At 32.3% G+C, this 12803-nt stretch carries 10 protein-coding genes and 1 riboswitch; of the genes, 5 read left to right on the top strand and 5 right to left on the bottom strand.

Annotated elements, in window-relative coordinates:
* Nucleotides 1-72: 72 nt before the first annotated feature.
* The gene (locus BLS90_RS04075; protein WP_091255569.1) at nucleotides 73-687 is read right to left on the bottom strand and encodes a deoxynucleoside kinase; all 615 of its coding nucleotides are present in this window, start codon (nucleotides 685-687) and stop codon (nucleotides 73-75) included.
* Nucleotides 687-1478 carry a hypothetical protein gene (locus BLS90_RS04070; protein WP_091255567.1) on the bottom strand — a complete coding sequence of 264 codons (792 nt, stop codon included), beginning with the start codon at nucleotides 1476-1478 and terminating at the stop codon, nucleotides 687-689. The genes BLS90_RS04075 and BLS90_RS04070 overlap by 1 nt, the downstream gene beginning before the upstream one ends.
* Before the next feature lie 114 nt (nucleotides 1479-1592).
* On the opposite strand from BLS90_RS04070, the gene BLS90_RS04065 reads away from it, so the two are divergent.
* Nucleotides 1593-2483, top strand: coding sequence for a GLPGLI family protein (locus tag BLS90_RS04065; protein ID WP_091255565.1), 891 nt, complete (start codon nucleotides 1593-1595; stop codon nucleotides 2481-2483).
* 7 nt (nucleotides 2484-2490) lie between these two features.
* Here BLS90_RS04065 and BLS90_RS04060 read toward each other — a convergent pair whose 3' ends face one another.
* Nucleotides 2491-3171 carry a response regulator transcription factor gene (locus BLS90_RS04060; RefSeq protein WP_091255563.1) on the bottom strand — a complete coding sequence of 227 codons (681 nt, stop codon included), beginning with the start codon at nucleotides 3169-3171 and terminating at the stop codon, nucleotides 2491-2493.
* Nucleotides 3164-4753, bottom strand: coding sequence for a sensor histidine kinase (locus tag BLS90_RS04055; RefSeq protein ID WP_091255561.1), 1590 nt, complete (start codon nucleotides 4751-4753; stop codon nucleotides 3164-3166). Before BLS90_RS04055 ends, BLS90_RS04060 begins: the two co-directional genes overlap by 8 nt.
* 117 nt (nucleotides 4754-4870) lie before the next feature.
* Here BLS90_RS04055 and BLS90_RS04050 point away from each other — a divergent pair, with 117 nt between their 5' ends.
* Both BLS90_RS04050 and BLS90_RS04045 read left to right on the top strand, forming a co-directional pair.
* Nucleotides 4871-5719, top strand: coding sequence for a GLPGLI family protein (locus BLS90_RS04050; protein WP_091255558.1), 849 nt, complete (start codon nucleotides 4871-4873; stop codon nucleotides 5717-5719).
* A 60-nt stretch (nucleotides 5720-5779) separates the two neighbouring features.
* Nucleotides 5780-8482 (top strand): carboxypeptidase-like regulatory domain-containing protein, encoded by a 2703-nt coding sequence (locus BLS90_RS04045; protein ID WP_091255556.1) that lies wholly within the window; start codon nucleotides 5780-5782, stop codon nucleotides 8480-8482.
* A 117-nt stretch (nucleotides 8483-8599) separates the two neighbouring features.
* Here BLS90_RS04045 and metK read toward each other — a convergent pair whose 3' ends face one another.
* Nucleotides 8600-9850, bottom strand: coding sequence for a methionine adenosyltransferase (gene metK, locus BLS90_RS04040; RefSeq protein ID WP_091255554.1), 1251 nt, complete (start codon nucleotides 9848-9850; stop codon nucleotides 8600-8602).
* A 580-nt stretch (nucleotides 9851-10430) separates the two neighbouring features.
* Here metK and BLS90_RS04035 point away from each other — a divergent pair.
* A complete protein-coding gene (locus BLS90_RS04035; protein ID WP_091255551.1) occupies nucleotides 10431-11723 on the top strand; it encodes an O-acetylhomoserine aminocarboxypropyltransferase/cysteine synthase family protein in 1293 nt (430 codons plus the stop codon).
* 511 nt (nucleotides 11724-12234) lie between these two features.
* Nucleotides 12235-12444 carry a hypothetical protein gene (locus BLS90_RS04030; RefSeq protein ID WP_091255547.1) on the top strand — a complete coding sequence of 70 codons (210 nt, stop codon included), beginning with the start codon at nucleotides 12235-12237 and terminating at the stop codon, nucleotides 12442-12444.
* 232 nt (nucleotides 12445-12676) lie between these two features.
* Nucleotides 12677-12784: riboswitch (SAM riboswitch) on the top strand.
* Nucleotides 12785-12803 lie beyond the last annotated feature (19 nt).

Below are 12803 nucleotides of genomic sequence, written 5' to 3'. Positions count from 1 at the left end.
TAAAAAAAATGCCTCGCAATTGTGAGGCATTTTTGATTCTGAAAATCTGTGGTAATTTGTGCACCCTGTGTTTTAAAATAACCCATTCAATTCCGCATCGATACGGTTAAAAATAGTTCCTAAATCTTCGGGATTATCAACAAAATTGATATTGTCAACGTCAATAATCATTAACTTCCCTTTGTCATAGGTTTGAATCCAGCCTTCATATCTTTCGTTCAATCGGCTCAAATAATCAATAGAAATCGAGTTCTCATACTCTCGACCGCGCTTGTGTATTTGCCCGACTAAATTTGGGATGGAACTTCTTAAATAGATCAATAAGTCCGGTGCTTTAACCGTAGATTCCATCAATTCAAAAAGAGAGGAGTAATTCAGGAAATCGCGATTAGTCATCAAACCCATTGCATATAAGTTTGGTGCGAAAATATGTGCATCTTCATAAATGGTTCTATCTTGAATGATCTTTTTACCGCTTTCCCGAATTTGCATTACCTGACGGAAACGACTATTCAAGAAATAAATTTGTAAATTAAAAGACCAGCGTTCCATTTGATGGTAAAAATCATCTAAGTATGGATTGTCTACTACGTCTTCATAATGCGGTTCCCATTTGAAATGTTTCGCTAATAAGCGTGTCAAAGTTGTCTTTCCGGAGCCTATGTTTCCTGCTATTGCTATGTGCATTATGATATTGTGATTTTATAATTTGTAATTCCTGTTGCTGTAAAAATAGATAAAATTTGGTCCTTGTAATAGAATTTTTTAAACGTTTTTTCTGAAATTTCAATTTGAGTTTTTTCACCTTTTTCGAGATCATATAAAGTCAAAACAGCATCCTTAGAATAAATAAACTGATTCTCATTAATAATTTCAATCCAGTCAAAATCAGGAATATTTCCCTTGCTTTTTATTTTTCCAAAAATGTCGCAAGTGTACCAGTTATTTTTAATATCGACCCACTGAAATATATTAAAATCTGAAGAATAGTTCTTAATACTTTCTGTAAAAGGAATTGAAACGGTTTTGTATTCTTGGCTTAAATAATCAAAAAAACCTAACTGTTGATTCATACTATTATAAACCCACAACTGATTTTGGGAAGCTATTCCAATGGCCGTTGCTAAGATTGGAATTGGGTTTTCTGAAAAATTTATTTTTTGGGTTTCATTCAATTGATTGTCTAAAGTGACAACAGTGTTGAAATTTTCATAAAACAAGACAATTTTAAGTGGATTTTTTAAATCTACTTTGGTGATTTTGCCCAAAGAAATATTTTTATATTCTAGAGTTTCTCGTGTTCCGATTTTAGAAAAAATATTGTTTTTAATGGTGTAATAAAAGCTAAATGAATCGTAACCTAAAAATGCATCTCCATCAAAACGAATAGAATCCATTTTAACAGCGGTTAGTTTTTGCTTTTGACTAAAAACAACTGAAAATGAGGCGATAAACAGTAAAAGCACTAATTTCTTCATGAAAGCGAAATTACGATTAAACCTTATATAATTAGGAGAGTCTTATTATTATTTTAACAGAAATCTTGTAACAAAAATAGTATTTTTCACTCTTATTTATTAAAATCCAAAAGTATGTATAAAGTAATTTTCACATTAGTATTAGCAGTGGCATCATTCATGGGAATTCAAGCTCAGGAATTTCAAGGAATGGCGGTCTATGAATCAAAAACTAGTACTTCTGATTTTAAAACACGAATGGAGCGTAACAAAAATATGACTCCAGATATGCAAAATATGATTGAAGAAAGAATGAAGAAAATGTTTGAAAAAACGTTTATCCTTAATTTTAATAAATCGGCATCAATCTACAAAGAAGAAGAAAAATTAGAAGCTTCTGCGCAAGCTGGTGGCGGTATGCGAATGATGAGTTCGATGACCGGCGGTGGCGGAACCTATTACAAAAACGTAAAAGAGAAATCCTACACTATTGATAAAGAGTTTATGGGAAAAGAGTTTCTTATAAAGGATTCATTACCCAATTTACAATGGAAAATGGAAGGTGAAACCAGAGTTATTGGTGGTTACAATTGTTTCAAAGCAACTGCGGTACGTCCTGCTAGTAAAACAGATTTTAGAAATTTCAGACCTAAAAAAGAGGATGCAGCAACAACAAAGCCAGCGGATGCAGCCAAGAAAACCAGTATTCTAGATGAACTGGATATGCCGAAAGAAACGGTAATTACAGCTTGGTATACGCCGGAAATTCCAGTAAATCAAGGACCGGAAAACTACTGGGGATTACCAGGTTTAATATTAGAAGTAAATGATGGTAAAACAGTTATTTTATGTTCGAAAGTGGTTCTGAATCCGAAAGTTAAAACCGAAATAAAAGCTTCATCGAAAGGAAAAGTTACATCTCAAAAAGAATTTGATGAAACTGTATTAAAAAAAATGGAAGAGTTCAGAGACATGAATCAAGGACGTGGCGGAAATGGAGGAATGCGAATGAGAAGCGGGGGTTAAACTAATTTTAACAAATTAATTTGCAGCCTTGACCACGAACATTTATAATTTGAATGTTGGAATCAAGGCTTAATTTTTTCCTCAACTTTGTAATAAAAACATCCATACTCCTACCATTAAAAAAATCATCTTCTCCCCAAATTTTATTTAAAATTAAAGAACGTTCAACTATTTTATTTTTATTTTCAGATATTAAATTTAATAGAATTGCTTCACGATGCGTTAAGGAGATTGTTGTGTCAAGGTATTGTAAAGTTTGTTTAGTTAGATTAAAAATATAGTTCCCAATCACTATGCTATCCTCGTTTTTAATAGCAGTTTTTCTACCAAGAAGAGAATGAATTCTAACGATTAGTTCTTCCATGCTAAAAGGTTTTTTTAGATAGTCATTTCCTCCAAAATTAAATCCATCGACCACATCTTGTGTTTGTGATTTAGCAGTAAGGAAAATTATCGGAGTTTTATTATCTAATTTCCGAATATCTTTAGCTACTGAAAAACCATCTTTTTTAGGCATCATGACATCTAAAACAAGTAATTCTATTTTTTCATTTTTAAAAACTTCAATAGCTTCTTCGCCATCTTTACAATGAATGACCTCAAAATTTCTAGTTTCTAAACTTTCTTTAATGATTTGTGCTAATGCAGGTTCGTCTTCGGCTAGGATTATTTTTATTTTTTTAGACATGAGCTAATGTGATTTTAAAGATGTTTTTTGAGTTTACGATTAGTTCAAGTGTTCCCTGATGTTTCTCTATGATTTTTTTGGAATAGTATAAGCCTATTCCAAAGCCTTTTACATCATGAATATTTCCTTTTGGAATTCTGTAAAACTTTTCAAAAATCTTTTCATGTTGATTTTTATCAATTTCAGTTCCATTATCTTGAACTGTTATTTCTATCCTTTTTTTATCTGATTTTAAGCAAACTTCAATTTGAGGACCTCCATATTTTAGAGCATTATCTATTAGATTTGAAATTGCATTTTCAAAATGAAATGTATCCACATCTAATATTAATTCTTTCTGATCAGAAATAAAATCAATAGTTTTGTTTGAGGTGTTCAATTGGTGTTTCTCAACATTTTTCTTCAATAATTGAACTATATTAATCGGTTCTTTGTCTAGCGTAAGATTATCAGATTCTAACGAAGCAGTTTCCAAAAGTTTTTCAACCATATTGGCTAACTTTACCAATTGCTGGCTTGCTATGTCTAAGTAACGATTTGTTTTTTTAGGATCATTAACGGAATTAAAATTCTTGATTCCTTCTATTGCCGAAGAAATGGTGGTGATAGGCGTTTTAAATTCATGAGTAATATTGCTGATTAAATCGTTTTTGATTTCATCAATTTTTTTTTGACGGTTTATAATTCTCAAAAGATAAAATAATGATCCAACAATGGAAAGCGATAACAATAACGAAAGAATTATTTCAATCATGCTTCTTTTTAAAAGTAATACCGTAGGATCAGAAAATGAAATTTTCAGTTTTTCGTTAATGGGAAGATAGACTGATTTTGAAAAAGTAGAAAGAGGTAATTTTACTAATTTGAATGAAGTATTTTTTTTAAATTTATCAAAAAGAGTGTTTAATTTAAAATGCTCTAAACTATAATCAACAACAATTTTTTTTCGAGAAAGTTCGTTATCTAAAATTTTACTCAATTTATTGAATGCAACGGAATCTTTAACCATAGATATTACAATTCTACTTCTAGAATCTTTTATTTGTAAGAGGCTATCTGTTGCTTTTTTTCCTCGTAATATTAATACTGAGGAATTCGTTTTAGATATTGGGTTAGTATCAGCAACTATTTTAGTGTCATTTTCTTTCTCGTTTTTAATGATTTTCGAATCCAATTTCATTAAATTATTTGTGTCTGGAGCCGAACGAATTTTGGATTCTGAAATTTTTAAAGATGTAGTTACAGATGATTTTTTTTGAGATTTTATTGAATCAACTTTTGAAATTTTATTTCGATTTCTTTTTGCTTTATAATTTTTAAAAACTGTATCAAGTTTTAAGTCATCCATAAATTGCTCTTCAGATATTGAATCATCTCGGTTTACAAAAGCGATATAATTTTCTTTTGACTGTTCAATATAATAGTATTCAGTGCTATTGTCAAAAGCAATTTGTACATCATTAATTAATCGTTGTTTGTTTTCTTTGTAGTTTTTAATATTCCAATATACTTGTAAACTGATGGTCGCCAAAATAGTTAGGCTTACAAAAATAATAATAGCGGCGTAATTTTTCACTTTCATTTTTCAAATATAAGAACTAAATGCTTTTGAATTGACCCATTAACAATCGTTAACTTTGGTTAACTATTATTGTGGTTATTTAGAACTTTATTTGTCATCTAACTTAAAAGCTATAAAATGAAAAATTTACTCAAAGTAATTTATTTAACAATAATTTTAACTACTGTCAATTTAACCGTTGCTCAAAACTTTAAAGGCAAAGCAATTTATCAATCTAAAATTAAATCCGAGGAAACTGTCGGTGAGATCAAGTCTGAAAAAGATGCAGAATTTGACAAGGCATTACAAAAAGAATGGGAGAAAGTTTCACAAAAAACATATTCATTAAGTTTTAATAAAACAGAGTCTTTATTTGAAGAAGAACAAAAGCTTGAGCCTGTGGGACAAAGTGATAGCGGAATGACTATTAGTATTACCATTTCAGGAGATGGAAAGAAGTACATGAATCGGAAGGTGCAAAAACAAATTTTTGAAGGCGAAATTTTCGAAAAAAAATATCTTATTACTGATGAATTAACGAATTGGGATTGGCAATTAAAAGATGAAACTAAAAAAATAGGAGATTACCTATGCTATAAAGCTGAGATTGTAATTCAGGTTACTGCTGCTCAAAAAGAAGAGTATCAGGATTATTTAAAAAATAAATTTAAACAGAAAACAAATTTATTTGAAATGGATGAGCCCAAAAACAACATTGTTACTGCTTGGTATACATTAGAAATCCCGGTTAATCATGGACCAGATAAATATTCAGGTCTACCAGGTTTAATTTTGGAATTAAATGATGGAGAAGTTACATTTTTATGCTCTAAAGTAGTTTTAAATAGTGAGGATAGAGTAAAAATTAAAGTTCCAAACGAAGGAAAAGTGTTAACGCAAAAAGAATTCGATAAAGAAGAAAAAAAGAAAATGGACAGCATGAAGGATAAGGATGGAAATATCATTTTTAGAACCTTCACGAATTAGTTATTTTGTAACGAATTAAACCTTTTTATGACTAATTAGTCATATTCACAAACCCAATCAATGAAAAAGCAGTACCTTTTTTTATTTTTCTTTATTACTTCATTTTCCTTTGCTCAATCCATTAAATTTGAAGGTCTCATAACTGATTCAAAAGCTGCAGGACTCGAAATGGCCAATGTAATGGCGGTTAATAAAGTCACCAAAGCAATGGATGCCTATGCCATAACAAATGACAAGGGAAAATTCCTTCTTAATCTAAAACCAAATACAGCTTATAATATTAAAATTAGTTATTTGGGAATGCAGAATAAAGAGTTGGAAATTACCACAACTTCGGAAAACAGCATTAAAAATATTGCGCTTGATGAAGGCGGAATTGAACTCGACGGTGTTGAAATTGTTCGTGAAATGCCAGTTTCGATAAAAGGAGATACGATAGTTTATAATGCGGATTCTTTTAAATCCGGCACAGAACGAAAACTTGAAGATATTCTGAAAAAATTACCAGGAGTTGAGGTAAACGCCGATGGTGAAATTGAAGTTGAAGGGAAACGAGTAACTAAATTAATGGTAGAAGGCAAAGACTTTTTTGATGGGGATACGAAGTTAGGAGTCAAAAATATTCCGGCTGATGCCATTGACAAAATCCAAGTGTTGCGCAATTACAACGAAAATTCAATCCTAAAAGGAGTAGAGAACAATCAGGATAATATTGCGATGAATATCAAACTTAAATCAGGAAAGAAAAATTTCTGGTTTGGAGATATGACTGCTGGAATTGGAGTAGCACACCAGGAAAGCCGTTATTTGATAAACCCAAAATTATTTTATTACAGCCCAAAATACAGCATTAATTTAATCACGAATTTCAATAATATTGGTGAATTGCCATTAACAGTTCAGGATTATTTTAAATTTACGGGCGGTTTTAGAGGCATGATGCAAAAAGGTGGTTCCAGTTTTAATGTATCTTCAAATGATTTAGGAATTTCACTCCTTAGAAATAATCGAGCTAAAGAAATTGAGACTAAATTTGGAGCTACAAATTTCTCCTACAATGTAAATAAAGCGTGGACGTTAAGCGGTTTTGGGATTCTTTCTTCTTCGCTAACGGATTTAGAAACAAAGTCACAAACAAATATTTTACAGCCTAATTCTTCTGAAATTCTCTCTACAGAGAACCGTCAGGAAACGGCGAATCAAAAAAGTAATTTGGGATTATTCAAATTAAGTTCCAGTTATAAACCCAGTGCGAGGTTTCAATTTGATTACGATGTTTTGACGAAATTGTCCAAGCAAGACGAGAATAATTCACTGTTAAGAGAATCTATTGTCAACAGTAATTCGATTACAGAAAACATTAATACGATAAAAAATCAAGACCCGATTTCGGTAAATCAAAATTTGAGTTTGTATTTCACGCAAAGTGACAAGAATATTTTTGCTTTTGAAATGCAGCATTTGTACCAAGAAGAAGATCCATTTTATAATGCTAATTTACAATCGCAACCTTTTAGTTTGGCTGGATATGTGGTTGGACAAAACAGAAATAACATCAATCAGAGTCGTTTTGTAAAAACGAATAAAATAGACTCTAAATTGGATTATTATTACATGATAACGCCAAAAAGCAATATCAATATGACGTTAGGAAATACGTATTCACATCAAAATTTCAATTCCGGTATTTTCCAAATTTTGGATAATGAAACAGTTAATAATTTGACTAATAGTGCCAATACAAATGATGTAACTTACAATTTCAACGACACGTTTTTAGGATTGCATTATAAGATTTTGACTGGAAAATTCACGTTTACTCCAGGAGTGAGTCTGCACAGTTACAACATGACAAATGAGCAATTAGCAACCAGTAACAGTCAAAATTTCTTCCGAGCGTTGCCGGATTTCTTGGCGATTTACCAATTAAAAAAATCGGAAACATTAACCTATAATTTTTCATATACCAATAATTTTACTGATATAAATAGATTAGCGGAGGGTTTTGTTTTCTCCAATTACAATAGCTTGGCCAAAGGAAACCGACTTTTAGAGAATGCAACTGCACAAGAGCATTCGTTGCGTTACTTTAAATACAATATGTTCAATTTTGAGAATATTACCGCGGTAGCTTCCTACTCAAAAAGGGTGGATGCGATAAAAACTAGTGCTGTATTCAATGGCGTCAATCAAACGTCAACGCCTTTCAATTCTGATTTTGCTGATGAAACACTCTCAGGAAATGGTTCCTACGGACGTTCTTTTTTAAAGAATTACAAAGCCTCTTTGGCAGCTTCATTAACTTGGTCAAAATTCAATAATATTCAGAATAATGTGTTGTCCACAAACGAGAGTTTAACCCAAAACTATACCTTAAAAGCGTCAACAAATTACAAGAAAATGCCCAATTTGGAAATAGGCTATAATGTAGTAACTAATGATTACAATAACGCTACTTTTTACACAGAGAGGCCCTTTGCTAAGTTGGATTATTTCTTCTTAAACAGTTTTTCTTTCGTAACGGAGTATGAATTCTATCATTATTATAACGACACTAAAACGGTAAATAATGAATATGATTTCTTGACCGCCAGTTTGATTTATCAAAAGAAAGGCAGTAAATTAGAATACAAAGTAAACGGCGCAAATTTGTTGAACACAACCTCATTGAATGATGATAATTTCAGTCAGTTTGCGACCAGAACTTCACAATATACAGTGCAACCGCGCTATATAATTTTCTCTTTAAAGTATAATTTGTAAGAGCTAATCCTGCTAGACATTTCAATCTTTCTTCAGCAAAGGATTTCCATTTCATCAGGGCTAAAAAAAAACCCGCAATCTAATTGAATTGCGGGTTTTAGATATTTTTTTAGATGATTACAATCCAAAAGCAGTTTTAACTTGGTCAACGAAATCTAATTTTTCCCAAGTAAACAACTCAACAGTCACGGTTTTTGTTAATCCTCCTGGAGCAGTAAAAGTTTTAGTAACTGTTTCTGGAGTACGTCCCATGTGCCCGTAAGCAGCAGTTTCACTATAGATTGGGTTTCTTAACTTTAAGCGTTGCTCAATAAAGTAAGGACGCATATCAAAAATAGCTTCTACTTTTTTGGCGATTTCACCATTGGTTAAATTCACTTTTGAAGTTCCATAAGTATCAATAAAAATACCCATTGGTTTAGCAACTCCAATTGCATACGAAACTTGTACTAAGATCTCATCAGCAACACCCGCAGCAACTAAGTTTTTAGCGATATGACGTGTTGCATATGCCGCACTTCTATCTACTTTACTTGGATCTTTACCAGAAAATGCGCCACCACCGTGAGCACCTTTTCCACCGTAAGTATCCACAATGATTTTTCTTCCTGTCAATCCAGTATCTCCGTGTGGTCCACCAATTACGAATTTTCCAGTTGGATTAATATGGTATTGAATAGCATCATTAAACAAATGAGCGTGAGCTGGATTTTTTGCAATGATTCTTGGAATCAAAATTTCAACAAGATCTTTTTTGATTTTTGCAAGCATGGTAGCTTCTTCGTCAAAATCATCATGTTGCGTAGAGATTACAATAGCATCAATACGGGTTGGTTTGTTGTCATCGCTGTATTCTAAGGTTACTTGAGACTTAGCATCGGGACGTAAATACGTAATTTCGGTATTTTCACGTCTTAAAATCGCTAACTCTTGTAATAATTTATGAGATAAATCAAGTGCCAATGGCATGTAATTTTCGGTTTCATTAGTGGCGTAACCAAACATCATTCCTTGGTCACCAGCACCTTGTTCCTCTGGATTTGCTCTGTCAACACCTTGATTAATGTCAGCAGATTGTTCGTGAATAGCAGAAAGTATTCCACAAGAATTAGCTTCAAACATGTATTCACTTTTTGTGTAACCAATTTTTCGGATTACTTCACGAGCGATATGTTGTACATCTAAATATGTATTTGATTTTACTTCACCAGCCAAAATTACTTGACCAGTTGTTACTAAAGTTTCACAAGCTACTTTTGAATCAGCATCAAATGCCAAAAAATTATCAATTAATGCGTCCGAAATTTGATCTGCAATTTTGTCTGGATGTCCTTCGCTTACAGATTCTGACGTAAATAAATAGGCCATAATTATTATTATTTTTAAATTAAGCGAGGAAAAATAATTGCTGAAAAGGACTAAAGGAGGGTTCCTGCTTTAGCATTTTTTCTACTGAAAAATTTTCAGTATTCACAATGAATTGATTTCATTATGAAGAGGTTGCAATCAGTTCAAATTTTTCCTCTTGTATTCAGGTGCAAATGTATGAAACCATTTTGAATTGTAATTTAATCTTTTGTATTTTTTAATTTAAATAAAAGTTAATTTAACATATCCTACTTAGTCTATAGGGAATTATAAATAAATTGATTTTTATTTGGTGGTGTCAATAAAAGTTTGCAAATTTGAGTCGTCAAAAAGAAATAAATGAAATTTAGTACTGTCAATATGTGTTTTATGATGCCGGAATTCTCCGCAGAGCGCGCTGTTGTATAGTTTTAAAACATAAATTATATATAAAGGCCTCTGCTATCAGCAGGGGTTTTTTTATGGAATAAATGGCCTCAGTGAATTTTTATTTCGAAAATTAATAACGGCAGTTGAAATGAAGCATAAAGAGTAACTACTAGTAACAAAAACAACAAACTAATCTTAAAAATTAAACCTTATGAGCACACAGAAATTTGCAACAAACGCCTTACACGCGGGACACGACGTAACAAAAAATGCAGGAACCAGAGCTGTTCCTATTTATCAAACAAGCTCTTATGTTTTTAATAATTCGGATCATGCCGCTAATCTTTTTGGCCTTGCAGAGCCCGGATTTATTTATACAAGACTAAATAATCCTACAAATGATATATTAGAACAGCGCTTAGCCATCCTAGAAGGTGGAATTGGTGCAGTAGTTACCGCTTCTGGAACTGCAGCCATTGCTACTACATTATTAGTACTGTTAAAAGCCGGAGATCATATTGTAGCTTCAAATAGTTTGTATGGCGGGACGTATAATTTATTAAAAGTTACGTTACCTCGGTTAGGTATTACCACCACATTTGTAGATCCATCAGATGCTGCTAATTTTAAAAATGCGGTTCAAGAAAATACACGAGCAATTTTTGTGGAATCTTTGGGAAATCCAAAATTAGATGTTTTGGATTTGAAAGCGATTTCGGCTGAGGCCAAAGCAGCCAAAGTGCCATTTATTGTAGATAACACCGTTGCTTCTCCTTACTTATTAAATCCTATCCAATACGGCGCTGATATTGTTATTCATTCTTTGACAAAATACATTACTGGAAACGGAACTTCGCTTGGAGGAGTAGTTATTGATGCCGGAAATTTTGATTGGACCAATGGAAAGTTCCCAGAATTCACGGAGCCATCTGCAGGTTATCACGGATTAGTATATCACGAGGCGTTAGGAAACGCGGCTTTTATTGCTAAAGTTAGAATTGAAGGATTACGTGATTACGGTGCTGCACTAAGTCCGTTTAATGCATTTCAGATTATTCAAGGACTAGAAACCTTACCAATAAGAATTCAAAGACACAGTGAAAATGCCTTGGCTCTCGCGAAGTGGTTGGAAACTCAGGAAGAGGTTGCATGGGTCAATTATCCTGGATTGAAATCCAATAAATATTATGCTTTAGCGCAACACTATTTGCCAAAAGGGCAAAGTGGCGTGGTTACTTTTGGTTTGCATGGTGGCTTTGAAGCAGCCAAAAAAGTCGCCGATGAGACGAAATTATTCTCACTTTTGGCTAATATTGGTGACACTAAATCATTAATTATTCATCCCGCCAGTACAACGCACCAACAATTATCTGAGGAAGAACAAGCTGCCACAGGGGTTTCTAAGGATTTAATTCGTCTTTCGGTTGGTTTAGAAGATATAGAAGATTTAAAAACAGATTTGAGAGTCGTTTTTGAAATTATAAAGAAAGGGCAACTGGCATAAAGTTTCCTGTTTGGACACTAAAAACCGAATGGATATAATGCTCGTTTGAATCCAAGTATTTTACTGCTTTTTATTTGGAAATTCCGAAAATAATTCGCATATTTGATTTTTAAAATAAAAAAATGAAATTTAATATTTGCAATACGTTCAAAGTCGCACAGGATAATTCCTGCGGGTCGCTTATTGCATAATTTTTAAATCAAATTATATAGCAAAAGCTTCCCAGATAACGGGAAGCTTTTTTTTTGAATACCAAAAGACTAATTTTTACAGAAAGAGAAGCATACATGATTAATTTAAATTTTCAGTACACGATTAAAGTAACAGCCAATAAGTTGACAACGGTCCAAGCTATAATGTTTCTTTATGTCTGTTGATTCCAAAAGTATAAGTTCATAACACAACTTAAAACCCTTTTGGATATGGATCTAAAAGGGTTTTTTGTTTCTAAATTTAATTTTAAAAGTAACTAGCAATCACAAATGAGTTTAATAACCTAACACCTAAAATTATGAGTACAACTAAGTATTTTCCGAAAACTTTCGATTTATTAAGAAGGATTGACCCAACATCTAAAAAAGAGAAGGAGAACGTTTCTAAAAACGAACTGATTCATCCTAGGTTTGAAGTTTCAAAGAACGATCCTCTGGCGCAAAAGTCCGTGCCCAATTCATTGCTTTTTCTAATGTATTCACAAGAGAATGAAGCGCTTTTTATTTAAGAAATCCGAATTTATTTTCGGTTTTGAGATTTTCAAGAGAATGACCAAAATTGTTATTTTGGCGAAGTAATAAACCAAATAGTTTAGAGCCACTTCGTCAAAATAACATTTCTATGTTTATTAGTTTCAGGTTTTTATTTAAACCTAACAAAAAAATCGATTGCGCATAAAAATTTGGTTGTTACAAAAAATAGTGGTTAATTTGCGTCATTAAGTTCACAAACGTATTGAAATGTTATAAAGAAAGGCAGAGGGATTAGACCCGATGAAGCCTTAGCAACCCTTCGATTTATCGAAGAAGGTGCTGCATTCTACCACGCCAAACGTGGAAAGATAACACTAAGAATTTGTCTAGATAA

Source organism: Flavobacterium omnivorum (assembly GCF_900099915.1).
Classification (GTDB): domain Bacteria; phylum Bacteroidota; class Bacteroidia; order Flavobacteriales; family Flavobacteriaceae; genus Flavobacterium; species Flavobacterium omnivorum.
The sequence above is the reverse complement of the archived record's forward strand: the minus strand, read 5'-3'. Positions and strand labels throughout refer to the sequence as shown.